The organism is Bacillus sp. FJAT-47783, assembly GCF_022808615.1.
GTDB lineage: Bacteria > Bacillota > Bacilli > Bacillales > Aeribacillaceae > Bacillus_BZ.
In genome coordinates, this window is the sequence record NZ_JAKZKS010000020.1 from 19,128 (window position 1) to 44,882 (window position 25,755).

General features: G+C 39.8%; 33 protein-coding genes and 1 other annotated feature. All 33 genes read left to right on the forward strand.

The window, feature by feature from the left end:
- The first annotated feature begins 343 nt into the window (after positions 1 to 343).
- The 33 genes from nusG to rpmD all read left to right on the forward strand — a co-directional run bounded on the left by nusG (position 344) and on the right by rpmD (position 25,744).
- Positions 344 to 877, forward strand: a complete 534-nt coding sequence (gene nusG / locus MLD65_RS13365) for a transcription termination/antitermination protein NusG (RefSeq protein WP_243292370.1) — start codon at positions 344 to 346, stop codon at positions 875 to 877.
- Between the two features lie 188 nt (positions 878 to 1,065).
- A complete protein-coding gene (gene rplK, locus MLD65_RS13370; RefSeq protein WP_243292371.1) occupies positions 1,066 to 1,491 on the forward strand; it encodes a 50S ribosomal protein L11 in 426 nt (141 codons plus the stop codon).
- A gap of 112 nt (positions 1,492 to 1,603) precedes the next feature.
- Entirely contained in the window at positions 1,604 to 2,305 is a 702-nt protein-coding gene (gene rplA, locus MLD65_RS13375; RefSeq protein WP_243292372.1) for a 50S ribosomal protein L1, read from the forward strand.
- 50 nt (positions 2,306 to 2,355) lie between these two features.
- Positions 2,356 to 2,496 (forward strand) — a sequence feature (ribosomal protein L10 leader region).
- Positions 2,497 to 2,541: 45 nt separating this feature from the next.
- Complete coding sequence (rplJ, locus tag MLD65_RS13380; protein WP_243292373.1) at positions 2,542 to 3,042, forward strand: 50S ribosomal protein L10; 501 nt, start codon at positions 2,542 to 2,544, stop codon at positions 3,040 to 3,042.
- A gap of 66 nt (positions 3,043 to 3,108) precedes the next feature.
- Positions 3,109 to 3,474 carry a 50S ribosomal protein L7/L12 gene (gene rplL, locus MLD65_RS13385; protein WP_243292374.1) on the forward strand — a complete coding sequence of 122 codons (366 nt, stop codon included), beginning with the start codon at positions 3,109 to 3,111 and terminating at the stop codon, positions 3,472 to 3,474.
- A gap of 124 nt (positions 3,475 to 3,598) precedes the next feature.
- On the forward strand, positions 3,599 to 4,201 hold the full coding sequence (locus MLD65_RS13390; RefSeq protein WP_243292375.1) for a class I SAM-dependent methyltransferase: 603 nt from the start codon (positions 3,599 to 3,601) through the stop codon (positions 4,199 to 4,201).
- A gap of 318 nt (positions 4,202 to 4,519) precedes the next feature.
- On the forward strand, positions 4,520 to 8,086 hold the full coding sequence (gene rpoB / locus MLD65_RS13395; RefSeq protein WP_243292376.1) for a DNA-directed RNA polymerase subunit beta: 3,567 nt from the start codon (positions 4,520 to 4,522) through the stop codon (positions 8,084 to 8,086).
- 56 nt (positions 8,087 to 8,142) lie between these two features.
- On the forward strand, positions 8,143 to 11,742 hold the full coding sequence (gene rpoC, locus MLD65_RS13400; RefSeq protein WP_243292377.1) for a DNA-directed RNA polymerase subunit beta': 3,600 nt from the start codon (positions 8,143 to 8,145) through the stop codon (positions 11,740 to 11,742).
- A 156-nt stretch (positions 11,743 to 11,898) separates the two neighbouring features.
- Positions 11,899 to 12,147 (forward strand): 50S ribosomal protein L7ae-like protein, encoded by a 249-nt coding sequence (locus MLD65_RS13405; RefSeq protein WP_243292378.1) that lies wholly within the window; start codon positions 11,899 to 11,901, stop codon positions 12,145 to 12,147.
- A 103-nt stretch (positions 12,148 to 12,250) separates the two neighbouring features.
- A complete protein-coding gene (gene rpsL, locus MLD65_RS13410) occupies positions 12,251 to 12,664 on the forward strand; it encodes a 30S ribosomal protein S12 (protein WP_243292379.1) in 414 nt (137 codons plus the stop codon).
- A gap of 48 nt (positions 12,665 to 12,712) precedes the next feature.
- Entirely contained in the window at positions 12,713 to 13,183 is a 471-nt protein-coding gene (gene rpsG / locus MLD65_RS13415; protein ID WP_243292380.1) for a 30S ribosomal protein S7, read from the forward strand.
- 51 nt (positions 13,184 to 13,234) lie between these two features.
- On the forward strand, positions 13,235 to 15,313 hold the full coding sequence (gene fusA / locus MLD65_RS13420; RefSeq protein ID WP_243292381.1) for an elongation factor G: 2,079 nt from the start codon (positions 13,235 to 13,237) through the stop codon (positions 15,311 to 15,313).
- A gap of 115 nt (positions 15,314 to 15,428) precedes the next feature.
- A complete protein-coding gene (tuf, locus tag MLD65_RS13425; protein WP_243292382.1) occupies positions 15,429 to 16,616 on the forward strand; it encodes an elongation factor Tu in 1,188 nt (395 codons plus the stop codon).
- Between the two features lie 446 nt (positions 16,617 to 17,062).
- Entirely contained in the window at positions 17,063 to 17,371 is a 309-nt protein-coding gene (gene rpsJ, locus MLD65_RS13430; protein WP_053605171.1) for a 30S ribosomal protein S10, read from the forward strand.
- 38 nt (positions 17,372 to 17,409) lie between these two features.
- Positions 17,410 to 18,039, forward strand: coding sequence for a 50S ribosomal protein L3 (rplC, locus tag MLD65_RS13435; RefSeq protein ID WP_243292383.1), 630 nt, complete (start codon positions 17,410 to 17,412; stop codon positions 18,037 to 18,039).
- 26 nt (positions 18,040 to 18,065) lie between these two features.
- Positions 18,066 to 18,689, forward strand: coding sequence for a 50S ribosomal protein L4 (gene rplD / locus MLD65_RS13440; RefSeq protein ID WP_243292384.1), 624 nt, complete (start codon positions 18,066 to 18,068; stop codon positions 18,687 to 18,689).
- Positions 18,689 to 18,976 carry a 50S ribosomal protein L23 gene (rplW, locus tag MLD65_RS13445; RefSeq protein ID WP_243292385.1) on the forward strand — a complete coding sequence of 96 codons (288 nt, stop codon included), beginning with the start codon at positions 18,689 to 18,691 and terminating at the stop codon, positions 18,974 to 18,976. Before rplD ends, rplW begins: the two co-directional genes overlap by 1 nt.
- A 28-nt stretch (positions 18,977 to 19,004) precedes the next feature.
- A complete protein-coding gene (gene rplB / locus MLD65_RS13450; RefSeq protein WP_243292386.1) occupies positions 19,005 to 19,835 on the forward strand; it encodes a 50S ribosomal protein L2 in 831 nt (276 codons plus the stop codon).
- 57 nt (positions 19,836 to 19,892) lie between these two features.
- On the forward strand, positions 19,893 to 20,171 hold the full coding sequence (rpsS, locus tag MLD65_RS13455) for a 30S ribosomal protein S19 (RefSeq protein ID WP_243292387.1): 279 nt from the start codon (positions 19,893 to 19,895) through the stop codon (positions 20,169 to 20,171).
- A gap of 17 nt (positions 20,172 to 20,188) precedes the next feature.
- A complete protein-coding gene (gene rplV, locus MLD65_RS13460; RefSeq protein WP_243292388.1) occupies positions 20,189 to 20,530 on the forward strand; it encodes a 50S ribosomal protein L22 in 342 nt (113 codons plus the stop codon).
- A 3-nt stretch (positions 20,531 to 20,533) separates the two neighbouring features.
- Positions 20,534 to 21,190 carry a 30S ribosomal protein S3 gene (rpsC, locus tag MLD65_RS13465; protein ID WP_243292389.1) on the forward strand — a complete coding sequence of 219 codons (657 nt, stop codon included), beginning with the start codon at positions 20,534 to 20,536 and terminating at the stop codon, positions 21,188 to 21,190.
- A 2-nt stretch (positions 21,191 to 21,192) separates the two neighbouring features.
- Positions 21,193 to 21,627, forward strand: coding sequence for a 50S ribosomal protein L16 (gene rplP / locus MLD65_RS13470; protein WP_243292390.1), 435 nt, complete (start codon positions 21,193 to 21,195; stop codon positions 21,625 to 21,627).
- Complete coding sequence (rpmC, locus tag MLD65_RS13475; RefSeq protein ID WP_243292391.1) at positions 21,617 to 21,817, forward strand: 50S ribosomal protein L29; 201 nt, start codon at positions 21,617 to 21,619, stop codon at positions 21,815 to 21,817. The genes rplP and rpmC overlap by 11 nt, the downstream gene beginning before the upstream one ends.
- Before the next feature lie 22 nt (positions 21,818 to 21,839).
- Positions 21,840 to 22,103: a 30S ribosomal protein S17 gene (gene rpsQ / locus MLD65_RS13480; RefSeq protein ID WP_243292392.1), complete on the forward strand. Its 264-nt coding sequence runs from the start codon at positions 21,840 to 21,842 to the stop codon at positions 22,101 to 22,103.
- A gap of 41 nt (positions 22,104 to 22,144) precedes the next feature.
- Positions 22,145 to 22,513, forward strand: a complete 369-nt coding sequence (gene rplN / locus MLD65_RS13485) for a 50S ribosomal protein L14 (protein ID WP_243292393.1) — start codon at positions 22,145 to 22,147, stop codon at positions 22,511 to 22,513.
- Between the two features lie 35 nt (positions 22,514 to 22,548).
- The gene (gene rplX / locus MLD65_RS13490; protein WP_243292394.1) at positions 22,549 to 22,860 is read left to right on the forward strand and encodes a 50S ribosomal protein L24; all 312 of its coding nucleotides are present in this window, start codon (positions 22,549 to 22,551) and stop codon (positions 22,858 to 22,860) included.
- 23 nt (positions 22,861 to 22,883) lie between these two features.
- Entirely contained in the window at positions 22,884 to 23,423 is a 540-nt protein-coding gene (gene rplE, locus MLD65_RS13495; RefSeq protein WP_243292395.1) for a 50S ribosomal protein L5, read from the forward strand.
- Between the two features lie 26 nt (positions 23,424 to 23,449).
- Positions 23,450 to 23,635, forward strand: a complete 186-nt coding sequence (locus MLD65_RS13500; protein WP_243292396.1) for a type Z 30S ribosomal protein S14 — start codon at positions 23,450 to 23,452, stop codon at positions 23,633 to 23,635.
- 29 nt (positions 23,636 to 23,664) lie between these two features.
- A complete protein-coding gene (gene rpsH / locus MLD65_RS13505; RefSeq protein WP_243292397.1) occupies positions 23,665 to 24,063 on the forward strand; it encodes a 30S ribosomal protein S8 in 399 nt (132 codons plus the stop codon).
- 29 nt (positions 24,064 to 24,092) lie between these two features.
- Entirely contained in the window at positions 24,093 to 24,629 is a 537-nt protein-coding gene (gene rplF / locus MLD65_RS13510; protein WP_243292398.1) for a 50S ribosomal protein L6, read from the forward strand.
- A gap of 33 nt (positions 24,630 to 24,662) precedes the next feature.
- Positions 24,663 to 25,025, forward strand: a complete 363-nt coding sequence (rplR, locus tag MLD65_RS13515) for a 50S ribosomal protein L18 (RefSeq protein ID WP_243292399.1) — start codon at positions 24,663 to 24,665, stop codon at positions 25,023 to 25,025.
- Positions 25,026 to 25,047: 22 nt separating this feature from the next.
- Complete coding sequence (gene rpsE, locus MLD65_RS13520; RefSeq protein ID WP_243292400.1) at positions 25,048 to 25,548, forward strand: 30S ribosomal protein S5; 501 nt, start codon at positions 25,048 to 25,050, stop codon at positions 25,546 to 25,548.
- Positions 25,549 to 25,561: 13 nt separating this feature from the next.
- The gene (gene rpmD / locus MLD65_RS13525; protein ID WP_243292401.1) at positions 25,562 to 25,744 is read left to right on the forward strand and encodes a 50S ribosomal protein L30; all 183 of its coding nucleotides are present in this window, start codon (positions 25,562 to 25,564) and stop codon (positions 25,742 to 25,744) included.
- Positions 25,745 to 25,755: the final 11 nt, after the last annotated feature.

The window sequence follows — 25,755 nt, forward strand, 5'->3', positions numbered from 1 at the left end:
TAATGGTAGATATTCAACTTTGGAAGAACCCGTTTAACGGGTTTTTTAATTGTTAAGGAAATTATAAGTTCCTAAGTATATGGACAACTCTGTTCATAGTTGGTTGCGTCTAGCTTCGGGCGTTAGCGGCTAGCAAATTTCCCATTTCATCCGTACGATAACTCAACATCGACTGAAACGTCGCTCGAGTTTCCTCTATCTCCTAGTGAAATGGTACAGTTTGTACACCGCTTTAGCGAAGTTCTCGCGCTTTTGTTCTTGTGAAAATTTTTACCCTATGTACTTTTAGGAAAAATAGATTGTTTAATTATTCGTTGGGGAGGGAAGGACCGAGTCCTTATATATGGAAAAGAACTGGTATGTTGTTCACACTTACTCTGGATATGAAAATAAAGTTAAAGCTAATTTAGAAAAGCGCGTTGAGTCAATGGGAATGCAAGACAAAATTTTTCGTGTAATTGTTCCTGAAGAAGAGGAAACGGATATTAAAAATGGTAAAACAAAAGTATCAAAAAAGAAAGTATTCCCTGGTTATGTTCTAGTTGAAATCGTCATGACAGACGACTCTTGGTATGTTGTGCGGAATACTCCGGGAGTAACGGGGTTTGTTGGTTCTGCTGGTTCTGGATCGAAACCGACACCTTTACTGCCTGAAGAAGTAGATGTTATCTTGAAGCGTATGGGTATGGACGATAACCGTGTGGAGTTTGATTTTGAATTAAACGAAACAGTCAAAGTTACCGATGGTCCATTCGCGAACTTCACAGGTACAATTGAAGAAATAGACATTGATAAAAGTAAAGTGAAAGTTCTTGTTAATATGTTTGGTCGTGAAACACCGGTTGAGCTAGAGTTTTCACAAGTATCAAAACTATAATTTTGTAAAACTGCCTTGAAATAAAATTGAAAAAGTGATAATATGTCATAAGTCAGTATGTCTCTCCTGTAGAGACGTACCGTTTTTAAAAATTTAACTTTATGATCATTCATATCATAAATGAATGTTACATGAGTGGGAGGGCTAGAGCCCTATTACCACATCACGGACTTAAGGAGGTGTGTCTCGTGGCTAAAAAAGTAGTGAAAATCGTAAAATTACAAATTCCTGCTGGTAAAGCGAATCCAGCTCCGCCTGTTGGACCTGCATTAGGTCAAGCTGGTGTTAACATTATGGGATTCTGTAAAGAGTTCAACGCTCGCACAGCAGACCAAGCTGGCTTAATTATTCCTGTTGAAATTACGGTTTACGAAGACCGTTCATTTACATTTATTACGAAAACTCCACCTGCTGCCGTTCTATTAAAGAAAGCGGTTGGTATTGAGTCAGGTTCTGGTGAACCAAATCGTAATAAAGTTGCAACAATCAAACGTGATAAAGTACGTGAGATTGCTGAAACAAAAATGCCTGACTTAAACGCAGCTAGCGTTGAAGCAGCAATGCGTATGGTAGAAGGTACTGCGCGCAGCATGGGTATTGTCGTAGAAGACTAATCCCGTTAGTGATGTCGTTTTTTTTAGGGTTGCGAGTTTGGTCTGTATCAAGTTCGCAACCTTTATTCGTGGGAGGTTATTCCGCTAAAACCACATAAGGAGGAAAAAGGAAATGCCGAAAAAAGGAAAAAAATATCTTGAAGCTGTAAAGCTTGTAGATCGCTCTAAAGCTTATGATGTTAAAGAAGCGATTGAATTAGTAAAAAAGACAAATACTGCAAAATTTGATGCAACAGTTGAAGTTGCATTCCGTTTAGGGGTTGACCCTCGTAAAAATGACCAGCAAATCCGTGGTGCCGTTGTATTACCGAACGGAACTGGTAAAACTCAACGTGTATTAGTTTTCGCAAAAGGTGAGAAAGCGAAAGAAGCAGAAGCTGCTGGTGCAGACTATGTTGGAGATTCTGATTACATTAACAAAATTCAACAAGGTTGGTTTGAGTTTGATGTAGTTGTAGCAACTCCTGACATGATGGGAGAAGTTGGTAAGTTGGGTCGTGTGCTTGGTCCTAAAGGATTAATGCCAAACCCTAAAACAGGTACGGTAACATTCGAAGTTGAAAAAGCAGTTAACGAAATTAAAGCTGGTAAAGTCGAATACCGTGTAGATAAAGCGGGTAACATCCATGTACCAATTGGTAAAGTTTCTTTTGAAGATGAGAAGTTAGTTGAAAACTTCACGACAATCTATGAAACATTATTAAAAGCGAAACCTGCAGCTGCGAAAGGTACGTATATGAAGAATGTCGCAGTTACATCTACAATGGGACCTGGAGTTAGAGTTGACGCATCATCATTTGTTGTTTCAAAATAATGATTGACAAACTTTAAGCGATTTGTTAATATAACAAATGTTGTTTAATTGAATAGATTTTATTTATACCGTAGACAGTAGGTGCCGGTTGGCTTAATTTCCTACCGAGGTGTGATTTTATAGATTAAGCGGTTCTTTGCTTATTTGTATAATCCCTCCATGTCTACACATGGAGGTTTTTTATATGCACCGGACGGTATAAGTACCCTACTTTCAAACTACAGGAGGTGTAACAAATGAGCAGCGCAATCGAACAAAAAAAGCTGATTGTTGAAGAAATTGCTGGTAAATTCCGTGAAAGTGTTTCTACAGTTATCGTCGACTACCGTGGTCTTAACGTTGCTGAAGTAACGGAACTACGTAAAAAGCTTCGTGAAGCAGGCGTTGAGTTCAAAGTGTACAAAAACACATTAACTCGCCGTGCAGCTGAGCAAGCTGAGTTAACAGAACTTAATGATGCACTTACTGGCCCGAACGCTATTGCGTTTAGTGTAGAGGATGTTGTAGCACCTGCGAAAATCTTAAACGATTTTGCAAAAGAGCATGAAGCACTAGAAATTAAAGCTGGTGTTATCGAAGGAAATTTTGCAACTGCTGAAGAAGTTAAGGCAATTGCGGATCTACCTTCTCGAGAAGGTCTTCTTTCTATGTTACTATCTGTTCTTCAAGCTCCAATGCGCAATATTGCCCTTGCTGCAAAAGCTGTTGCGGATCAAAAAGAAGAACAAGGTGCTTAATTTTAACCGAACATTTCAAACTTGTTTGTTAACAATATAAGAACAAAAAATAAGGAGGAAAAACAAATGACTAAAGAGCAAATTATTGATGCTATTAAAGAAATGACTGTTCTTGAACTTAACGATTTAGTTAAAGCTATCGAAGAGGAATTCGGCGTAACTGCTGCTGCACCTGTAGCAGTAATGGGTGGCGCTGCTGGTGGCGAAGCTGCTGCTGAGAAAACAGAATTTGATGTTATCCTTGAAGGTGCTGGCGGACAAAAAATTAAAGTTATTAAAGTTGTTCGTGAAATCACTGGTCTTGGCTTAAAAGAAGCTAAAGAATTAGTTGATAACACTCCAAAGCCTCTTAAAGAAGGTGTTTCTAAAGAGGAAGCAGAAGAACTTAAAGCTAAGCTTGAAGAAGTTGGCGCTTCTGTAGAAGTTAAGTAATAACGTTCTTTACAATGAAAAGCTCGCTAAAATTAAGCGGGCTTTTTCTCTTCTAAAAACGAAATTTTGTACGTTTATTTTCAAGGATAATGATCGACACTTCCTAATGAAGGGAGACGATATTGTGAGTGAGCATTATTTTTCTGAACAACCAACTGTTGCTAGTAATCCCCACAACTTTACTTACAAATTAAGAGGAATGACTTTTACGTTCACTTCTGATTCCGGTGTGTTTTCAAAAGGTGAAGTGGATTTTGGTTCAAGACTATTAATCGAAACGTTTCTGTTTCCCAAAGTGGAAGGGGATATACTTGATGTCGGTTGTGGTTATGGTCCAATCGGTCTTTCGATAGCTTGTGCTGATCCTGATCGTCATGTAGATATGATCGATGTGAACAATCGGGCGGTGGAACTTGCTCGATATAACGCGACTGTAAATGGTGTGCAAAATGTTTCAGTTTTTCAAAGTAATCTATTTGAACAAGTGAAAAAAGATTCGTATGCGGCGATCCTAACAAACCCTCCGATTCGTGCGGGGAAACGAACTGTGCATGCAATTTTTGAAGAAAGTATAAATCGTTTAGCACAAAATGGTGAGTTGTGGATTGTTATTCAAAAGAAGCAAGGGGCGCCATCGGCCATTAAAAAGTTAGAGGAACTTTGTACATCAGTAGAAGTAATGGAAAAGAAAAAAGGGTACTACATTATTAGAGCAAAAAAAGATTGACTTTGAATTTTCACTATGTTAGCATTATAAAATGCCAATGTGTAAATTCCCGGTGAATTTTTATGTTTAAGAAAAATGTTTATTTTTTCTATTTTAGGAAAAAATAATAAAATCAATTATTTGTTTTGAGAGGTTTTTTCGAAATACTCTTGTTCTCATAAAGTTGTAAAGAGTATTTTGCGTGATAGGATTTTATCCTACTCGTTAAAAGAAAAACCCTTTATTTTTGCTTTTTACTTGTAGTAGCATAAAAGTGTTTTTACCATTTTTGTGCTCATTACAAGATATATATTACGCTTGATTTGAGGGGTGAATCAGTTGACAGGTCAACTAGTTCAGTATGGACGACACCGCCAACGTAGAAGTTATGCACGTATTAGCGAAGTTTTAGAATTACCAAATCTTATTGAAATTCAAACCTCTTCTTATCAGTGGTTTCTTGATGAGGGGCTTCGTGAAATGTTTCAAGACATTTCTCCTATCGAAGATTTCACTGGTAACCTCTCGCTAGAGTTTATTGATTATAGCTTAGGTGAACCGAAATATTCCGTAGAAGAGTCAAAGGAACGCGATGTTACATACTCCGCTCCACTCCGTGTTAAGGTACGACTAATTAATAAGGAAACGGGTGAAGTAAAAGATCAAGATGTATTCATGGGGGACTTTCCTCTAATGACGGAAACGGGTACATTCGTGATCAATGGTGCTGAACGCGTTATCGTCTCCCAGTTAGTACGTTCTCCAAGTGTATATTACAGTGATAAAGTAGATAAAAACGGTAAACTAGGATTTACTGCAACTGTTATTCCAAACCGTGGCGCTTGGTTAGAGTATGAAACGGATGCGAAGGACGTTGTGTATGTTCGCATAGATCGCACCCGTAAATTACCGGTTACGGTTCTTTTACGTGCCCTTGGGTTTGGCTCTGATCAAGAAATCACCGATTTATTTGGTGAAAACGAGTTCTTGCGTAACACGCTAGATAAAGATAATACAGAAAGCACGGAAAAAGCTTTACTTGAAATCTATGAACGCTTACGTCCGGGCGAACCGCCTACAGTAGAGAATGCGAAAAGCTTACTAATTTCACGCTTCTTTGATCCGAAACGTTATGATTTAGCGAGTGTAGGTCGTTACAAAATTAATAAAAAGCTTCATATTAAAAACCGTCTATTCAATCAACAATTAGCAGAAACGCTTGTTGATCCTGAAACAGGGGAAATCGTTGCTGAGAAAGGGACAACGATTGATAGAAAAACGTTAAATCGGATTATGCACCACCTTGAAAGTGGAGTTGGTTTCAAAAAAATTAACCCTGTTGGCGGTGTAGTAGAAGAAGAAATTACTGTTCAGTCTATTAAAATTTATGCTCCAAACGATTCAGAAGGCGAGCAAGTTATCAATGTTATTAGTAATGCAAACATTGATGAGTCTGTAAAAAATATTGCACCTGCAGATATTATTGCATCTATTAGTTACTTCTTTAATTTATTACACGGTGTAGGAAATACAGACGATATTGACCATCTTGGAAATAGACGTTTACGTTCTGTAGGTGAGCTATTACAAAACCAATTCCGTATTGGTCTTTCTCGTATGGAGCGTGTGGTTCGTGAAAGAATGTCTATTCAGGACACGAACACGATTACTCCACAGCAATTGATTAATATTCGTCCTGTAATTGCATCTATTAAAGAATTCTTCGGTAGCTCACAGTTATCACAGTTTATGGATCAAACAAACCCTCTTGCTGAATTAACGCACAAACGTCGTTTATCAGCATTAGGACCTGGTGGATTAACGCGTGAACGTGCAGGATTCGAAGTGCGTGACGTTCACTATTCTCATTACGGTCGTATGTGTCCAATTGAAACACCAGAGGGTCCAAATATCGGGTTAATTAACTCCTTATCATCTTATGCGAAAGTAAACCGTTTTGGATTTATTGAAACTCCTTATCGTCGCATTGATCCTGAAACGGGAAAAGTAACGAGTCAAATTGATTATTTAACAGCTGATGAAGAAGATAACTATGTAGTTGCACAAGCAAATGCACGCTTAGGTGAAGATGGTTCATTCTTAGATGAAAACATCGTCGCTCGTTTCCGTGGGGAAAACACAGTCGTTAAACGCGACAGTGTAGATTACATGGACGTATCTCCAAAACAAGTTGTATCTGCAGCGACAGCATGTATTCCTTTCTTGGAAAACGACGATTCAAACCGCGCGTTAATGGGAGCAAACATGCAACGTCAAGCTGTACCATTAATGCAACCGGAAGCACCGATTGTAGGTACTGGTATGGAATATGTGTCTGGAAAAGATTCAGGAGCTGCGGTTATTTGTAAGCATCCTGGAATCGTTGAGCGTGTCGAGGCGAACCGTATTTACGTTCGCAGATATGAAGAAGTAGATGGTCAAAAAATTAAAGGTGACCTTGATAAATATAATTTATTAAAATTTGTTCGTTCGAACCAAGGTACTTGTTATAATCAGCGTCCAATTGTTTCCGTTGGTGATGAGGTAGTTAAAGGTGAGATTTTAGCAGACGGACCATCGATGGAGAAGGGCGAGCTAGCGCTTGGAAGAAATGTACTCGTTGCTTTCATGACATGGGATGGATATAACTACGAGGACGCGATTATTATGAGTGAGCGTCTCGTGAAAGATGATGTCTATACATCCATTCATATTGAAGAATATGAGTCTGAGTCTCGGGATACGAAACTTGGTCCGGAAGAAATTACACGTGATATTCCAAACGTCGGTGAAGATGCCCTGCGCAACTTAGACGAACGCGGAATTATTCGTATCGGTGCAGAAGTTAAGGACGGAGATTTACTAGTTGGTAAAGTAACACCAAAAGGCGTGACAGAGTTAACAGCTGAAGAAAGATTGTTACATGCAATTTTTGGTGAAAAGGCTCGAGAAGTACGTGATACTTCACTACGTGTTCCGCATGGTGGCGGGGGTATTGTATTAGACGTTAAAGTCTTTAACCGTGAAGACGGTGACGAATTACCACCAGGTGTAAACCAGTTAGTGCGTGTTTATATCGTTCAAAAACGTAAAATTTCTGAAGGGGATAAAATGGCCGGTCGACACGGTAATAAGGGTGTTATTTCGCGTATCCTTCCAGAAGAAGACATGCCTTATTTACCAGATGGCACACCTGTTGATATTATGTTAAACCCATTAGGAGTTCCATCTCGTATGAATATCGGTCAGGTTTTAGAGTTGCATCTTGGAATGGCCGCTCGTAAACTTGGCATTCATGTTGCAACACCTGTATTTGATGGTGCTCGTGAGGAAGATGTATGGGCAACGCTTGAAGAAGCAGGTATGGCTCGTGATGCAAAAACCATTCTTTATGATGGGCGAACAGGAGAGCCGTTTGATAACCGCGTATCTGTTGGTATCATGTACATGATCAAGCTTGCACATATAGTTGATGATAAATTACATGCTCGTTCAACGGGACCTTACTCACTTGTTACACAACAGCCTCTGGGAGGTAAAGCACAATTTGGTGGACAGCGTTTTGGTGAGATGGAGGTATGGGCACTTGAAGCATATGGTGCTGCATACACGTTACAAGAAATTCTTACTGTTAAATCAGATGACGTTGTCGGTCGTGTGAAAACATATGAGGCGATTGTAAAAGGTGAAAATGTTCCTGAGCCAGGCGTTCCTGAATCATTTAAAGTATTAATTAAGGAGCTTCAAAGCTTAGGTATGGATGTCAAAATTCTTTCAAGTGATGAACAAGAAATTGAAATGAGAGAATTAGAAGATGAAGAAGAAACAAATCAGTCAGAAGATGTTTCATTAAATAATGAAGAAGAAGTGACTGAAAAAGAAAAAGACGTCGTTACGAAAGAGTAAGTAATGATAAAGGCAATTAGGGTTAAAACCGGAAGATTAAAAGGGAGGTAGGCCCCTTGCTAGATGTAAATAACTTTGAATATATGAACATCGGTCTTGCTTCACCGGATAAAATCCGTTCCTGGTCATATGGTGAAGTGAAAAAGCCAGAAACGATTAACTATCGAACATTAAAACCAGAGAAAGACGGGCTTTTCTGTGAGCGAATTTTTGGTCCAACAAAAGACTGGGAATGTCATTGTGGAAAATATAAGCGCGTTCGTTACAAAGGGGTCGTTTGTGACCGCTGTGGTGTTGAAGTAACGCGTGCGAAAGTTCGTCGTGAGCGAATGGGGCACATCGAGCTTGCTGCCCCAGTCTCACACATTTGGTACTTTAAAGGAATTCCGAGCCGCATGGGACTTGTTCTTGATATGTCACCTCGTGCGCTAGAAGAAGTTATTTATTTTGCATCTTACGTTGTAACTGATACAGGCGATACACCGCTTGAGAAGAAACAACTTCTATCTGAAAAAGAGTACCGCACGTATCGTGAAAAATACGGGAATACATTCCAAGCATCTATGGGTGCAGAAGCGATTAAAAAATTATTAGAAGACATTGACCTTGATAAAGAAGTAGATCATTTAAAAGAAGAACTTAAGTCATCCCAAGGTCAACGTCGTACACGTGCGATTAAACGTTTAGAAGTCATCGAAGCATTCCGACACTCTGGGAATGAGCCATCTTGGATGATCCTTGATGTGCTGCCGGTTATTCCTCCAGAGCTTCGTCCGATGGTTCAATTAGATGGTGGCCGTTTCGCTACATCTGACTTAAATGATTTATATCGTCGTGTTATTAACCGTAACAACCGTTTAAAACGTTTATTGGATTTAGGTGCCCCTAGCATCATTGTTCAAAACGAAAAACGTATGTTACAAGAAGCTGTCGACGCATTAATTGACAATGGTCGCCGTGGTCGTCCAGTAACAGGACCTGGAAATCGACCGTTAAAATCACTTTCACATATGCTTAAAGGAAAGCAAGGTCGTTTCCGTCAAAACCTACTTGGAAAACGTGTCGACTATTCTGGACGCTCTGTAATTGTCGTAGGTCCAAACCTTAAGATGTATCAATGTGGCCTTCCAAAAGAAATGGCTCTTGAGCTATTTAAGCCATTCGTTATGAAGGAGTTAGTAGAGAAAGGGTTAGCGCATAACATAAAGAGTGCAAAACGTAAAATTGAACGGATTCATCCAGAAGTATGGGATGTGTTAGAAGAGGTTATTAAAGAGCACCCTGTATTATTAAACCGTGCTCCTACACTACACAGACTTGGGATCCAAGCGTTCGAACCTACGCTTGTTGAAGGGCGAGCTATTCGCTTACATCCACTCGTATGTACAGCATATAACGCTGACTTTGACGGAGACCAAATGGCCGTTCACGTACCTTTATCAGCAGAAGCGCAAGCAGAAGCACGTATTTTAATGTTGGCTGCCCAAAACATATTAAACCCGAAAGATGGTAAGCCGGTTGTTACACCATCTCAGGACATGGTTTTAGGTAACTACTACTTAACGTTAGAACGTAAAGATGCAATTGGTGAAGGAAGCATCTTTAAAGATACAGACGAAGCATTAATTGCTTATCAAAATGGTTATGTACATCTACACACACGTGTTGCGGTACATGCTGCTTCATTAAACAATGAAACATTTACAGAAGAACAAAATCGAAAGCTTTTAATTACAACAGTTGGTAAGTTAATTTTTAATGAAATTCTACCGAAGTCTTTCCCTTATATTAACGAGCCGACTACTGAAAATATTCAAGAGAAAACGCCAGAAAAGTATTTTGTTGATCCAACTGTAAATGTTGCTGAGTACATTAAGCAACAAGACATTGTTCTGCCTTTTAAGAAAGGTATTCTTGGAAAGATTATCGCGGAAGTATTTAAGCAATTCCACATTACGGAAACATCTAAAATGTTAGACCGATTAAAAGATTTAGGGTTTAAATATTCTACTAAAGCCGGTATTACTGTCGGTGTATCTGACATTATCGTATTGGGTGAAAAAGAAGAAATTCTAAAAGAAGCTCAAGTAAAAGTAGATAATGTGATGAAACAGTTTAAACGTGGTTTAATTACAGAAGATGAGCGTTATGATCGCGTCATCTCCATTTGGAGTGCTGCGAAGGACACAATCCAAAACAAACTCATGAAGTCCTTAGATCGATCAAATCCAATCTTTATGATGAGTGACTCGGGAGCCCGTGGTAACGCATCAAACTTTACACAGCTAGCTGGAATGCGCGGATTAATGGCAAACCCGGCTGGTCGAATCATCGAGTTACCAATTAAATCAAGTTTCCGTGAGGGGTTAACGGTATTAGAGTACTTTATTTCTACACACGGTGCTCGTAAAGGTCTTGCGGATACAGCGTTAAAGACAGCTGATTCTGGTTACTTAACGCGCCGACTTGTGGACGTAGCGCAAGATGTCATTATTCGTGAGGAAGACTGTGGAACAGATCGCGGTATTTTAGCAAAGGCGATTAAAGAAGGAACAGAGATCATCGAGAAGCTTGATGAACGTATTATTGGTCGTTATGCTCGTCGAACTGTAAAGCATCCTGAAACTGGCGAAGTATTAGTGAATGAAAATGAACTGATTACAGAAGACATTACAACTGCTATTATCGAAGCTGGTATTGAAGAAGTATGGATTCGCTCTGCGTTTGCATGTAACACGCGCCACGGCGTCTGTAAAAAATGCTACGGCCGCAATTTAGCTACAGGCTCTGAAGTGGAGGTTGGTGAAGCAGTAGGAATTATTGCTGCCCAATCGATTGGTGAACCTGGAACGCAGTTAACGATGCGTACATTCCATACAGGTGGAGTTGCCGGCGATGATATTACACAAGGTTTACCGCGTGTACAAGAGATATTTGAAGCGCGTAATCCAAAAGGTCAAGCCATAATCTCTGAAATAGATGGATATGTTACTGAAATTAATGAAGTTCGTGATAAACAGCAAGAAATTGTTGTACAAGGAGAAGTTGAAACAAGATCTTACACTGCACCGTACAACGCTCGTTTAAAAGTATCAAAAGGTGATAAAGTAGAGCGCGGTCAGGAAATAACAGAAGGTTCAATTGATCCGAAAGAGCTTCTAAAAGTAAAAGATATCCTTGCCGTACAAGAGTATTTATTACGTGAAGTTCAAAAAGTATATCGTATGCAAGGGGTAGAAATTGGCGATAAGCACATCGAAGTAATGGTTCGTCAAATGTTACGGAAGGTACGTGTTATCGATCCGGGTGATACAGATGTTTTACCAGGGACACTTCTTGACATCCACCAATTTACGGATGCGAACAAATCAGTACTTCTTGAAGGAAAACGTCCTGCTACAGGAAGACCTGTTCTTCTCGGTATTACAAAAGCATCACTCGAAACAGAGTCCTTCTTATCAGCAGCATCCTTCCAAGAAACAACACGTGTTCTTACAGATGCTGCAATCAAAGGAAAGCGTGATGAATTACTCGGCTTAAAGGAGAATGTCATCATTGGAAAACTTGTTCCAGCTGGTACAGGTATGCAACGGTACCGCAAAGCAAGCCCTGTATCAAAGGTTCAAATTTCCGAAGAAACAGTAACAATCGATTAATGGACAGTTTATTTCGAAAAAACATTTAATAAAAGGGTGGATGTTGCTATATGTTTCAAATTAAATTTCAACATTTAGTTGACATCCATCCTAATATAATGTTAATATAATCAAGGTGCTCAAGATTACACCTGTTACTTTGGAGGATATGATAAAATGTCTTATGAAAAAGTATCACAGGCTGAAAGAATTATTGTTGGTACAAAGCAAACAGCAAAGGCTCTAAAAACTGATCAGGTAAAGGAAGTTGTGATTGCTGAAGATGCTGATTCATTTGTCACAACGAAAGTTATTCAGTTAGCAGAACAAAAGCAAGTTCCTTTATCAAAAGTTGATTCAATGAAAAAGCTTGGGAAAGCTTGTGGAATTGAAGTTGGAGCTGCAGTTGTAGCCATAATAAAGTAAACAATGGTTTTTGTAGACCATTCTACAAAAACTTTGTTTTTTGCCAAAAGATGAACCACCTGGATGTGTGGTATTGAAAACATCACGAAGGGAGGAAATAAACATGCCTACAATTAATCAATTAGTGCGCAAGGGACGCGTAAGTAAAATCGAAAAATCTAAGTCTCCAGCATTAAACAAAGGATACAATAGCTTCAAAAAAGAGCACACTAACACATCATCACCACAAAAGCGTGGAGTATGTACTCGTGTTGGTACAATGACACCAAAGAAGCCGAACTCAGCGCTTCGTAAATATGCTCGTGTTCGTTTAACAAACGGAATTGAGGTTACTGCTTATATTCCAGGTATCGGACACAACTTACAAGAGCATAGTGTTGTGTTAATTCGTGGCGGACGTGTAAAAGACTTACCAGGGGTACGTTACCACATCGTTCGTGGAGCTTTAGATACGGCTGGTGTTGAAAATCGTAAACAAGGTCGTTCTAAATACGGTACAAAACGTCCGAAAAAATAATTTAATTTACAGCATAGAAGAATTACAGTATGAAAGGAGGAACATACTATGCCACGTAAAGGTTCTGTTGCTAAACGTGATGTATTACCAGATCCGATTTACAACTCTAAATTAGTTACTCGTTTAATCAATAAAATGATGATCGACGGTAAAAGACAAACTTCTCAAAAAATCCTTTATAACGCTTTTGATATCGTGAAGGATCGCACTGGTAATGATCCAATGGAAGTGTTTGAACAAGCTCTTAAAAATATCATGCCAGTTCTTGAGGTGCGTGCACGCCGTGTTGGTGGTGCTAACTACCAAGTACCTGTAGAAGTGCGTCCAGAACGCCGTACAACTCTAGGTCTTCGCTGGTTAGTAAACTACGCTCGTCTTCGTGGAGAGAAAACGATGGAAGAGCGTTTAGCTAACGAAATTATTGATGCAGCTAACAATACTGGTGCATCTGTTAAGAAGCGTGAAGACACTCACAAGATGGCTGAAGCGAACAAAGCATTTGCTCACTATCGTTGGTAATATCTTAGATTTAAATAAACCAATATTCATATAAGGAAGGAGAAATACCCAATGGCAAGAGAGTTCTCCTTAGAAAAAACTCGCAATATCGGTATCATGGCTCACATTGATGCTGGTAAAACTACGACAACTGAGCGTATCTTGTTCTATACAGGACGCATTCATAAAATTGGGGAAACTCACGAAGGAGCATCCCAAATGGACTGGATGGAGCAGGAACAAGAGCGCGGTATTACAATTACATCTGCTGCTACAACTGCTCAGTGGAAGGGCTATCGTATCAACATTATTGATACTCCTGGACACGTAGACTTCACAGTAGAGGTTGAGCGCTCTCTTCGCGTCTTAGACGGTGCAGTAGCTGTATTAGACGCACAGTCTGGTGTAGAACCTCAAACTGAAACAGTTTGGCGCCAGGCTACAACTTATGGAGTTCCTCGTGTAGTATTCGTTAACAAAATGGATAAGATCGGGGCAGACTTCTTATACTCTGTAAAAACTCTTCACGAGCGTTTACAGGCTAATGCTCATGCTATTCAGTTACCAATTGGTGCTGAAGATCAATTCGAAGGAATTATCGATTTAGTAGAAATGAAAGCTTATTTCTACGAAGATGATCTAGGAACTCGTGCAGATGCTCGTGAAGTTCCAGAGGAATATAAAGAGCAAGCTGAAGAGTTACGTTCTACGTTAATTGAAGCGGTAGCTGAACTTGACGAAGAATTAATGATGAAGTACCTAGAAGGTGAAGAGCTTACTGTAGAAGAAATTAAAGCTGCAATCCGTAAAGGTACTTGTAACGTTGAATTCTACCCTGTTCTTTGTGGTTCTGCCTTCAAGAACAAAGGTGTTCAGTTAATGCTTGATGCTGTACTAGACTACTTACCAGCACCTATCGACGTACCAGCTATTAAAGGTACGATTCCTGATACAGACGAGGAAGTCGTTCGTAAATCTAGCGATGACGAGCCATTCTCTGCATTAGCTTTTAAAGTTATGACAGATCCTTATGTTGGTAAGTTAACATTCTTCCGTGTTTACTCTGGTACATTAAACTCTGGTTCATATGTTGTGAACTCTACAAAAGGTAAACGCGAACGTGTAGGTCGTATTTTACAAATGCACGCAAACCACCGTGAGGAAATTCCAGTAGTTTACTCTGGTGATATTGCGGCTGCAGTAGGTTTAAAAGATACAACAACTGGTGATACTCTATGTGATGAAAAGAACCAAGTTATCTTAGAGTCTATGGAGTTCCCAGAGCCAGTTATCTCGGTTGCTATCGAGCCTAAGTCAAAAGCTGACCAAGACAAAATGTCTACAGCTTTACAAAAACTTTCTGAAGAGGATCCAACTTTCCGTGCGCATACGGATGCTGAAACTGGACAAACAATCATCGCGGGTATGGGTGAGTTACACTTAGATATCATCGTTGACCGTATGAAGCGTGAGTTCAAAGTAGAAGCTAACGTAGGTGCTCCTCAGGTTGCGTACCGTGAAACATTCCGTCAATCTGCACAGGTTGAAGGTAAATTCGTACGTCAATCTGGTGGTCGCGGTCAGTTCGGACATGTTTGGATTGAGTTCTCACCAAACGAAGAAGGTAAAGGTTTCGAATTCGAAAACGCGATTGTCGGTGGTGTTGTACCACGTGAGTACATTCCAGCAGTTCAATCTGGTCTAGAAGACGCTATGCAAAATGGTGTTCTTGCTGGATACCCATTAATCGACGTGAAAGCGAAGTTATTCGACGGATCTTACCACGATGTAGACTCAAGTGAAATGGCGTTCAAAGTTGCAGCATCTCTTGCACTTAAAAATGCTGTGAAGAAATGTAACCCTGTATTACTAGAGCCAATCATGAAGGTTGAAGTTGTAATCCCTGAAGAGTATATGGGTGACATTATGGGTGACGTAACTTCTCGTCGTGGCCGTGTAGAAGGTATGGAAGCTCGTGGTAATGCACAAGTTGTTAAAGCGATGGTTCCACTTTCTGAAATGTTTGGTTACGCAACTGCGTTACGTTCAAACACTCAAGGACGCGGAACATTTACAATGCATTTCGATCACTATGAAGAAGTACCGAAAAACATTGCTGATGAAATTATCAAAAAAAATAAAGGTGAATAATTGATTTTACACCTTTAATCAAGTATAACTACTTATGTGAGCATAGAAAGTGGAGCAAAAGCTTCCGCTTTCTATAACCTATACTTAAATAAAAACTCTTAAGGAGGATTTCAGAATGGCTAAAGAAAAATTCGACCGTTCTAAACCACATGCGAATATTGGAACAATCGGTCACGTTGACCATGGTAAAACAACTTTAACAGCTGCGATTACAACAGTTCTTGCTAAATCTGGTAAGGCTGAAGCTCGTGCATACGATCAAATCGACGGTGCTCCAGAAGAGCGTGAGCGTGGTATCACAATCTCAACTGCACACGTAGAGTATGAAACTGAAAATCGTCACTATGCACACGTTGACTGCCCAGGACATGCTGACTACGTTAAAAACATGATCACTGGTGCTGCGCAAATGGACGGCGGTATCTTAGTAGTATCTGCTGCTGACGGTCCAATGCCACAAACTCGTGAGCATATCCTTTTATCTCGTCAGGTAGGTGTACCTTACCTTGTTGTATTCTTAAACAAATGTGACATGGTAGATGACGAAGAGTTATTAGAATTAGTAGAAATGGAAGTACGTGACTTACTTTCTGAATACGACTTCCCTGGTGACGATGTACCAGTAATTAAAGGTTCTGCTCTTAAAGCTCTTGAAGGAGATGCTGAGTGGGAAGAAAAAATTCTTGAACTTATGAGCGCTGTTGATGAGTACATCCCAACTCCAGAGCGTGACACTGATAAGCCATTCATGATGCCAGTTGAGGACGTTTTCTCAATCACTGGTCGTGGTACAGTTGCTACTGGTCGTGTTGAGCGCGGACAAGTTAAAGTTGGTGACGAAGTAGAGATCATCGGTCTTGCTGAAGAGTCTAAGAAAACAACTGTAACGGGTGTTGAAATGTTCCGTAAGCTTCTTGACTACGCTGAAGCAGGAGACAACATCGGTGCATTACTTCGCGGTGTAGCTCGTGACGAAATCCAACGTGGACAAGTATTAGCTAAACCAGGTTCTATTACACCACACAAATCTTTTAAAGCGGAAGTTTACGTTTTATCTAAAGATGAAGGTGGACGTCATACTCCATTCTTCTCTAACTATCGTCCACAGTTCTACTTCCGTACAACTGACGTAACTGGTATTATCCAACTACCAGAAGGTGTAGAAATGGTTATGCCTGGAGACAACGTTGAAATGACTGTAGAACTTATTTCTCCAATCGCTATTGAAGAAGGTACGAAGTTCTCTATCCGTGAGGGTGGACGTACTGTAGGTGCCGGTGTTGTATCTACAATCACTGAGTAATTTTAAATAAAAAAAGGTGGGTCTAGTAGATCCACCTTTTTTATGTTTAAAAATTGAATACTAAAACAATCTGTTCGCCACAACAAAATGGTGGTTACCATTCGGCTTTTTTAATGGTTGGGAAAATGAAAAAAGGTTTTTAATTAGAAGGCGTGGTTATTAATCCTATATAAGGAATTAAAACAACTTTTCAGAAAAATGAGTGCTTTTGAAGATAGGTTGAAAAGGAAAAGAAGGCGTTGTATAATAAAAAAAGTGTGCCGAACAAGAAAAAAATAAATTTTTCTTGCATTAGGCGATAATATCTACTATAATATTTAATGTTGGTCTTTGACTGCGATGAAGTGGGAGGTTGCCGACACACCCGGCCGCTTTGCCATGGCGAGTGTGTGGGAAATTCTCACGGAGAACTGTCTATATTAAGTAGGCGAAAAGGAGGGAAAATAATGGCAAAACAAAAAATTCGTATTCGTTTAAAGGCTTATGATCACAGAATTCTTGATCAGTCTGCTGAGAAAATTGTAGAAACAGCTAAACGTTCTGGTGCTAATGTATCTGGTCCAATCCCATTACCAACAGAAAAGTCTGTTTACACAATTCTTCGTGCGGTGCACAAATACAAAGATTCTCGTGAGCAATTCGAAATGCGCACACATAAACGTCTAATCGATATTGTTAACCCAACTCCACAAACAGTTGATGCGTTAATGCGTTTAGACTTGCCGTCTGGTGTAGATATCGAAATCAAACTTTAATTTATAATAGAAGATTAATTTATTAGGAGGTGTGACTCATGGCCAAAGGAATCTTAGGAAGAAAAATTGGTATGACGCAAGTATTTGCTGAGAACGGTGATTTAATTCCTGTAACAGTTATCGAAGCAACTCCAAACGTTGTTCTTCAAGTTAAAACAACTGAAACTGACGGTTATGAAGCTATTCAACTTGGTTTTGAAGACAAGCGTGAAAAATTAGCAAACAAGCCGGAAAAAGGTCATGTAACAAAAGCAAATACTGCGCCTAAGCGCTTCATTCGTGAAATTCGCGATGCGAACGTTGGAGAGTACGAAGTTGGTCAGGAAGTCAAAGTTGATATTTTCTCAACTGGAGATATTGTAGATGTAACGGGAGTATCGAAAGGTAAAGGTTTCCAAGGTGCTATTAAGCGTCACGGACAATCTCGTGGACCGATGTCTCACGGTTCTCGTTATCATCGTCGCCCAGGTTCAATGGGTCCTGTAGATCCGAACCGCGTATTTAAAGGTAAACTATTACCTGGTCGTATGGGTGGAGAACGTATTACAGTTCAAAACCTTGAAATTGTTAAAGTGGATGCAGAACGCAACCTTTTATTAGTGAAAGGTAACGTGCCTGGACCTAAAAAAGCGTTAATCGAAGTGAAAGCAGCTGTAAAAGCTAACTAATTTTTGCAAGAAAGGAGGAAATCATAATGCCAAAAGTTGCATTATATAACCAAAACGGATCTGCAGTTGGAGAAATCGAATTAAACGATTCTGTTTTTGGTATTGAACCTAATAAGCACGTATTATTTGAAGCTGTTGTTATGCAAAGAGCTTCCTTACGTCAAGGAACTCACAAAGTTAAAAATCGTTCTGAAGTAAGTGGCGGAGGTCGCAAACCTTGGCGTCAAAAAGGTACTGGCCGTGCTCGTCAAGGATCTATCCGTTCACCGCAATGGCGTGGAGGCGGAACAGTATTTGGTCCAACACCTCGCAGCTACGCTTATAAATTACCTAAAAAAGTACGCCGCTTAGCAGTGAAATCTGCTTTATCTACAAAAGTACTTGAAAACAACATTGTCGTTTTAGAGGACTTAACTTTAGAAGCTCCAAAAACAAAAGAAATGGTTAGCATTTTAAAGGGCCTTTCTGTAGAAAAGAAAGCTCTTATTGTAACAGCTGATCATAATGAAACAGTTGCTTTATCTGCTCGTAACATCCCTGGTGTTGAAGTTGTAACAGCAACTGGAATCAATGTACTTGATGTACTTAACCATGATAAGCTTATCATGACAAAAGCTGCTACGGAAAAAGTAGAGGAGGTGCTTGCATAATGAAAGATGCTCGTGATATCATTAAGCGCCCCGTAATCACTGAACGTTCTATGGATATCGTAGCTGAAAAAAAATACACGTTTGAAGTAGATGTTAAAGCGAACAAAACTGAAGTGAAAGATGCTGTAGAGCAAATCTTCGGTGTTAAAGTTGAAAAAGTTAACATTATGAACTACAAAGGTAAATTTAAACGTGTAGGTCGCTTCAGCGGTTTAACAAATCGTCGTAAAAAAGCAGTTGTTAAGTTAACTGCTGATAGTAAAGAAATTGAATTATTTGAAGCTTAATTTTTAAAAGAGAAGGAGGGAAACTCAGATGGCGATTAAAAAGTACAAACCAACTTCTAACGGTCGTCGTGGTATGACAGTATCTGATTTCGCAGAAATCACTACTGACAAACCAGAAAAGTCATTGCTTGCGCCGTTAAACAAAAAAGCTGGTCGCAACAACCAAGGTAAATTAACTGTTCGTCACCAAGGCGGCGGTCATAAGCGTCAATACCGCATTATTGACTTTAAGCGCGATAAAGACGGTATACCAGGACGCGTTGCTACAATCGAGTACGATCCAAATCGTTCTGCAAACATTGCATTAATCAATTATGTTGATGGTGAAAAACGTTACATCATCGCACCTAAAGGTTTACAAGTAGGTATGGAAGTTATGTCTGGTCCTGAAGCAGACATTAAAGTAGGGAACGCTCTTCCACTTGCAAACATTCCGGTAGGTACGGTAATCCATAACATTGAGCTTAAACCTGGTAAAGGGGGACAATTGGTCCGCTCTGCTGGTACATCTGCTCAAGTTCTTGGTAAAGAAGGTAAATACGTATTAGTACGTTTAACTTCAGGTGAAGTTCGTATGATCTTAGCATCTTGCCGTGCAACTGTAGGTCAAGTTGGAAACGAACAACACGAGCTTATTAATATTGGTAAAGCAGGTCGTTCTCGCTGGTTAGGTAAACGCCCAACAGTTCGTGGATCTGTTATGAACCCTAACGACCATCCACACGGTGGTGGTGAAGGACGTGCGCCAATCGGACGTAAGTCACCAATGACACCATGGGGCAAACCAACTCTTGGTTACAAAACTCGCAAGAAGAAAAACAAATCCGATAAATTTATCGTTCGTCGTCGTAAAAAATAACGGGGTTGTCCTACGGTTCATTAGAACCGTAGCGCAATCACGAAGGGAGGTAACATTATGGCTCGCAGCTTAAAAAAAGGACCATTCTGCGATGAGCATTTAATGAAAAAGATTGAGAAGCTAAACGAAACGGATAGCAAGCAAGTTGTAAAAACTTGGTCTCGTCGTTCAACTATTTTCCCATCTTTTATTGGTCACACAATTGCGGTATATGATGGACGTAAACACGTTCCTGTTTATGTCACAGAAGATATGGTTGGTCACAAATTAGGTGAATTTGCACCAACACGTACTTACAAAGGTCACGCAAGTGATGACAAAAAAACAAGACGTTAATGAGAGGAGGCACTTAAATGCAAGCAAAAGCTGTTGCTAGAACAGTACGAATTGCTCCTCGTAAAGCTCGTTTAGTCATTGACTTGATTCGAGGAAAGCAAGTAGGTGAAGCGGTAGCAGTACTTCGTCACACTCCAAAAGCTGCTTCTCCAATTATTGAGAAAGTATTAAAATCTGCTGTAGCGAATGCAGAGCATAACTATGAAATGGACGCTAACAACTTAGTTGTTACTGAAGCATATGTAAACGAAGGACCAACGTTAAAACGTTTCCGTCCACGTGCAATGGGTCGTGCCAGCCAAATCAACAAACGTACGAGCCACATCACAATCGTTGTATCAGAAAAAAAGGAGGGATAATCAGTGGGTCAAAAGGTAAATCCAGTCGGTCTTCGAATCGGGGTTATTCGTGATTGGGAATCTAAATGGTATGCTGACAAAGACTATGCCGATCTTCTTCATGAAGACCTTAAAATTCGTGAATATATTAGCAAACGTTTAAGCGACGCATCTGTTTCGAAAGTGGAGATTGAGCGTGCTGCTAATCGTGTTAACATTACGGTCCACACTGCAAAGCCAGGTATGGTTATTGGTAAAGGTGGTACAGAAGTTGAAGCACTTCGTAAGTCATTAAACCAATTAACTGGCAAACGTGTACACATTAATATTTTAGAAATTAAAAAAGCTGATTTAGATGCAACATTAGTTGCTGAAAACATTGCTCGTCAATTAGAAAACCGTGCTTCTTTCCGTCGTGTACAAAAGCAAGCGATTCAACGTGCTATGCGCGCAGGTGCGAAAGGTATTAAAACAATGGTTTCTGGGCGTTTAGGTGGAGCTGATATTGCTCGTGCTGAACATTACAGTGAAGGTACAGTACCTCTTCACACGTTACGTGCAGATATCGACTATGGTACTGCGGAAGCAGATACTACTTACGGAAAATTAGGAATCAAAGTATGGATCTATCGTGGTGAAGTTCTTCCTACAAAGAAGAAAAATGAGGAAGGAGGAAAATAATTATGTTAATGCCGAAACGCGTTAAGTACCGTCGTCAACATCGCGAGAGCCTTAAAGGGCGTGCTAAAGGCGGTACTGAAGTACATTTTGGTGAATACGGTATCCAGGCTCTTGAGCCTGCAAGGATTACAAACCGTCAAATCGAGTCTGCTCGTATTGCAATGACTCGTTATATGAAACGTGGCGGTAAAGTATGGATCAAAATTTTCCCTGACAAACCATATACTGCAAAACCATTAGAAGTGCGCATGGGTTCCGGTAAAGGTGCTCCAGAAGGATGGGTTGCAAACGTAAAACCAGGTAAGGTTATGTTTGAAATCGCAGGCGTATCTGAAGAAATCGCACGTGAAGCTTTACGTCTTGCATCACATAAATTACCGATTAAAACAAAGTTTGTAAAACGTGAAGAAATTGGTGGTGAATCAAATGAAAGCTAATGAAATCCGTGATCTAACCACTGCCGAAATTGAACAAAAAGTTAAGTCTTTAAAAGAAGAGTTATTCAACTTACGCTTTCAATTAGCGACAGGTCAACTAGAAAATACTGCACGTATTCGTGAAGTGCGTAAGGCTATTGCTCGCATGAAGACTGTTATTCGTGAAAGAGAGATCGCTGCTCAAAACTAATGATTAGAGAGGAGGTTACAGAATGAGTGAACGTAACAACCGTAAAGTTTACACAGGTCGTGTTGTTTCTGACAAAATGGATAAAACGATCACTGTTCTTGTTGAAACCTATAAAAAGCATCCATTATACGGTAAGCGCGTAAAGTACTCTAAGAAATTTAAAGCGCATGACGAAATGAACCAAGCAAAAGTTGGCGATATCGTACGTATCATGGAAACTCGTCCACTTTCTGCTACAAAACGTTTTCGTTTAGTGGAAATTGTAGAAGAAGCTATCATTATTTAATAAAGTTCGGATAAACAATTCCGAAGGGAGGTACTTAAGGAATGATTCAACAAGAATCTCGTTTAAAAGTTGCAGATAACTCTGGTGCTCGTGAACTATTAACAATTAAAGTTCTTGGCGGATCTGGTCGTAAAACGGCTAATATTGGTGATGTCATTGTAGGTACGGTTAAACAAGCAACACCAGGAGGCGTTGTTAAAAAAGGTGACGTTGTTAAAGCCGTTATCGTTCGTACTAAACGTGGTGTTCGCCGTACAGATGGTTCTTACATCCGCTTTGATGAAAATGCTTGTGTAATTATTCGTGAAGATAAGAGCCCGCGCGGTACTCGTATCTTTGGACCGGTAGCTCGTGAATTACGTGATAACAACTTTATGAAAATTGTTTCTCTAGCTCCAGAAGTACTTTAATATTTGAAAAGCCTTGCTAAGGAGGTGCGATTAGCATGCATGTAAAAAAAGGTGACAAGGTAATGGTTATCTCAGGTAAGGATAAAGGTAAACAAGGTGTGATCCTTGAAGCTTATCCGAAAAAAGACCGTGTACTTGTTGAAGGTGTAAATTTTGTGAAAAAACACTCTAAACCTTCTCAAGCAAACCCTCAAGGGGGAATTATCACCCAAGAGGCGCCTATCCATGTATCTAATGTTATGCCGTTAGATCCAAAGACAGGTGAACCTACACGTGTTGGTTATAAAGTAGTAGACGGCAAAAAGGTACGTGTTGCAAAAAAATCTGGTGAAACTTTAGATAAATAGTAGTTAGGAAGGAGGTCTACCATATGAACCGCCTAAAAGAAAAGTTCAATAAAGAAATTACACCTGCTCTTATGAGTAAGTTTAACTATAAATCAGTGATGCAAGTTCCTAAAATCGAGAAAATTGTCATTAACATGGGTGTTGGTGACGCTGTTCAAAACTCTAAAGCTCTAGATAACGCTGTTGAGGAATTAACACTTATCTCGGGTCAAAAACCAGTTGTCACTCGCGCGAAAAAGTCTATCGCTGGCTTCCGCCTTCGTGAAGGTATGCCAATCGGCTGTAAAGTAACTCTTCGCGGCGAACGCATGTATGAGTTTCTTGACAAGTTAGTTTCTGTTTCTTTACCACGTGTACGTGACTTCCGCGGTATCTCTAAAAAATCTTTTGATGGACGTGGAAACTATACGTTAGGCGTTAAGGAGCAGTTAATTTTCCCGGAAATTGATTATGATAAAGTAAACAAAGTTCGTGGTATGGACATTGTTATTGTAACTACTGCTAACACTGATGAAGAAGCACGTGAGTTATTAACTCAGTTCGGTATGCCATTCCAAAAATAATCGCTATTAAAGAGGGAGGCGAAAACGTGGCTAAAAAATCAATGGTTGTGAAACAAAAGCGTGAGCAAAAGTATAAAGTACGTGAGTATACTCGTTGTGAACGTTGTGGTCGTCCACATTCTGTAATTCGCAAATTTAAACTTTGCCGAATTTGTTTCCGTGAACTTGCATATAAAGGACAAATCCCAGGCGTTAAAAAAGCTAGTTGGTAAAACCCAAGTTAGGGAAGGAGGTTATTTTAATGGTTATGACAGATCCAATTGCAGACATGCTTACTCGTATTCGTAATGCGAACATGGTGCGTCATGAAAAGTTGGAAGTTCCTGCTTCCAAAATCAAGCGTGAAGTTGCTGAAATTTTAAAGCGTGAAGGTTTTATTCGTGACGTAGAATTTATTGAAGACAATAAACAAGGTATCCTTCGTATTTTCTTAAAATACGGTGCAAACAATGAACGTGTAATTACTGGTCTTAAACGTATTAGTAAACCTGGTCTTCGTGTTTACGCGAAAGCTGACGAAGTTCCTCGTGTACTTAACGGATTAGGTATTGCGATCGTTTCTACTTCTCAAGGCGTTCTTACTGATAAAGAAGCTCGTGCAAAACAAACTGGTGGAGAAGTATTAGCATACGTTTGGTAAGAGATTGATAATGAATGGAGGTGTAGATTATGTCTCGCGTAGGTAAGAAACCACTTGAAATTCCTGCTGGTGTAACAGTTACAATCGACGGAAATACAGTAACTGTTAAAGGACCAAAAGGTGAATTAACTCGTACATTCCATCCTGATATGGAAATCAAAGTTGAAGAAAACGTATTAACAGTTAATCGTCCAACTGATAATAAGGAGCACCGTGCTCTTCATGGTACAACTCGCAGTCTTTTAGGAAACATGGTTGAAGGTGTATCTAAAGGATTTGAAAGAGGATTAGAACTTATCGGTGTCGGTTACCGTGCTTCTAAATCTGGTAAAAAGGTTGTATTGAGCGTAGGTTACTCTCACCCAGTGGAAATTGAACCAGAAGAAGGTATTGAAATTGAAGTTCCTTCTCAAACAAAAATTGTCGTTAAAGGTACGAACAAGGAGCGCGTTGGTGCAGTTGCTGCTAACATCCGCGCAGTACGTCCACCTGAGCCATATAAAGGTAAAGGTATTCGTTATGAGGGAGAATATGTACGTCGTAAAGAAGGTAAAACTGCTAAGTAATGTCGCTTAGACGTTTAGAAAGGAGTGACGTAGATGATTACAAAACCAAGCAAAAATGCGGTTCGTAAAAAACGTCATGCGCGTGTACGTTCAAAAGTTTTTGGAACTGCTACTCGTCCGCGTTTAAATGTTTACCGTTCTAATAAGCACATCTATGCTCAGCTTATCGATGATGTAAATCATGCAACGATTGCGAGTGCATCAACAGTAGATAAAGAAATCGGATTAGAATCTACTGGAAATGTAGAGGCAGCTCAAAAAGTTGGTGAGCTTGTTGCAAAACGTGCGTTAGAAAAAGGCGTTAATAACGTTGTATTTGACCGCGGTGGTTACTTATATCATGGTCGTGTAAAAGCACTAGCAGACGCTGCTCGTGAAGCTGGACTTGAATTTTAATTATAAAGGAGGGACAGAGAATATGCGTCGCATTGATCCAAGCAAACTTGAACTTGAAGAACGTGTTGTTACCGTTAACCGCGTTGCAAAAGTAGTAAAAGGTGGTCGTCGTTTCCGTTTTGCTGCTCTTGTAGTTGTAGGTGATAAAAACGGTCATGTAGGTTTTGGTACTGGTAAAGCTCAAGAGGTACCTGATGCAATTCGCAAAGCGATTGAAGATGCTAAGAAAAACTTAATCGAAGTACCAATGGTTGGTACGACACTTCCACACGAAGTGATCGGTCGCTTCGGTGCAGGAGAAATTTTAATTAAACCTGCATCTGAAGGTACAGGAGTTATTGCTGGAGGTCCTGTTCGTGCGGTATTAGAATTAGCAGGAGTTCAAGATATTTTATCTAAATCATTAGGTTCTAACACTCCTATTAACATGATCCGTGCTACGATTGATGGCTTAAAGCAGCTTAAAACAGCTGAAGATGTTGCAAAGCTTCGTGGAAAAACAGTAGAGGAACTGTTAGGATAAGGAGGGAAATAGTATGGCGAAAAAATTAGCAATTACCCTCACTCGCAGCGTAATTGGTCGCCCTGAAGACCAACGTGTAACAGTTAAGACTCTTGGTTTACGCAAATTAAATCAAACTGTTGTTCATGACGATAATTCTGCGATTCGCGGTATGATCAATAAAGTTGCTCACTTAGTGAAAGTAGAAGAACAATAATCGTAATTTAA

Bases quoted from the DNA above. Each gene is read 5' to 3' on its own strand.
- nusG (WP_243292370.1), top strand. From the start codon at position 344: ATGGAAAAGAACTGGTATGTTGTTCACACTTACTCTGGATATGAAAAT.
- rplB (WP_243292386.1), top strand. From the start codon at position 19,005: ATGGCGATTAAAAAGTACAAACCAACTTCTAACGGTCGTCGTGGTATG.
- rplD (WP_243292384.1), top strand. From the start codon at position 18,066: ATGCCAAAAGTTGCATTATATAACCAAAACGGATCTGCAGTTGGAGAA.
- rplX (WP_243292394.1), top strand. From the start codon at position 22,549: ATGCATGTAAAAAAAGGTGACAAGGTAATGGTTATCTCAGGTAAGGAT.
- MLD65_RS13405 (WP_243292378.1), top strand. From the start codon at position 11,899: ATGTCTTATGAAAAAGTATCACAGGCTGAAAGAATTATTGTTGGTACA.
- rpsH (WP_243292397.1), top strand. From the start codon at position 23,665: ATGGTTATGACAGATCCAATTGCAGACATGCTTACTCGTATTCGTAAT.
- rplR (WP_243292399.1), top strand. From the start codon at position 24,663: ATGATTACAAAACCAAGCAAAAATGCGGTTCGTAAAAAACGTCATGCG.
- rpsL (WP_243292379.1), top strand. From the start codon at position 12,251: ATGCCTACAATTAATCAATTAGTGCGCAAGGGACGCGTAAGTAAAATC.
- rplJ (WP_243292373.1), top strand. From the start codon at position 2,542: ATGAGCAGCGCAATCGAACAAAAAAAGCTGATTGTTGAAGAAATTGCT.
- rplP (WP_243292390.1), top strand. From the start codon at position 21,193: ATGTTAATGCCGAAACGCGTTAAGTACCGTCGTCAACATCGCGAGAGC.
- rpsS (WP_243292387.1), top strand. From the start codon at position 19,893: ATGGCTCGCAGCTTAAAAAAAGGACCATTCTGCGATGAGCATTTAATG.
- rpsQ (WP_243292392.1), top strand. From the start codon at position 21,840: ATGAGTGAACGTAACAACCGTAAAGTTTACACAGGTCGTGTTGTTTCT.
- rplV (WP_243292388.1), top strand. From the start codon at position 20,189: ATGCAAGCAAAAGCTGTTGCTAGAACAGTACGAATTGCTCCTCGTAAA.
- fusA (WP_243292381.1), top strand. From the start codon at position 13,235: ATGGCAAGAGAGTTCTCCTTAGAAAAAACTCGCAATATCGGTATCATG.
- rplE (WP_243292395.1), top strand. From the start codon at position 22,884: ATGAACCGCCTAAAAGAAAAGTTCAATAAAGAAATTACACCTGCTCTT.
- rplL (WP_243292374.1), top strand. From the start codon at position 3,109: ATGACTAAAGAGCAAATTATTGATGCTATTAAAGAAATGACTGTTCTT.
- rpsE (WP_243292400.1), top strand. From the start codon at position 25,048: ATGCGTCGCATTGATCCAAGCAAACTTGAACTTGAAGAACGTGTTGTT.
- rplN (WP_243292393.1), top strand. From the start codon at position 22,145: ATGATTCAACAAGAATCTCGTTTAAAAGTTGCAGATAACTCTGGTGCT.
- rplC (WP_243292383.1), top strand. From the start codon at position 17,410: ATGGCCAAAGGAATCTTAGGAAGAAAAATTGGTATGACGCAAGTATTT.
- tuf (WP_243292382.1), top strand. From the start codon at position 15,429: ATGGCTAAAGAAAAATTCGACCGTTCTAAACCACATGCGAATATTGGA.
- rplA (WP_243292372.1), top strand. From the start codon at position 1,604: ATGCCGAAAAAAGGAAAAAAATATCTTGAAGCTGTAAAGCTTGTAGAT.
- rpmC (WP_243292391.1), top strand. From the start codon at position 21,617: ATGAAAGCTAATGAAATCCGTGATCTAACCACTGCCGAAATTGAACAA.
- rpsJ (WP_053605171.1), top strand. From the start codon at position 17,063: ATGGCAAAACAAAAAATTCGTATTCGTTTAAAGGCTTATGATCACAGA.
- rplF (WP_243292398.1), top strand. From the start codon at position 24,093: ATGTCTCGCGTAGGTAAGAAACCACTTGAAATTCCTGCTGGTGTAACA.
- rplW (WP_243292385.1), top strand. From the start codon at position 18,689: ATGAAAGATGCTCGTGATATCATTAAGCGCCCCGTAATCACTGAACGT.
- rpsG (WP_243292380.1), top strand. From the start codon at position 12,713: ATGCCACGTAAAGGTTCTGTTGCTAAACGTGATGTATTACCAGATCCG.
- rpmD (WP_243292401.1), top strand. From the start codon at position 25,562: ATGGCGAAAAAATTAGCAATTACCCTCACTCGCAGCGTAATTGGTCGC.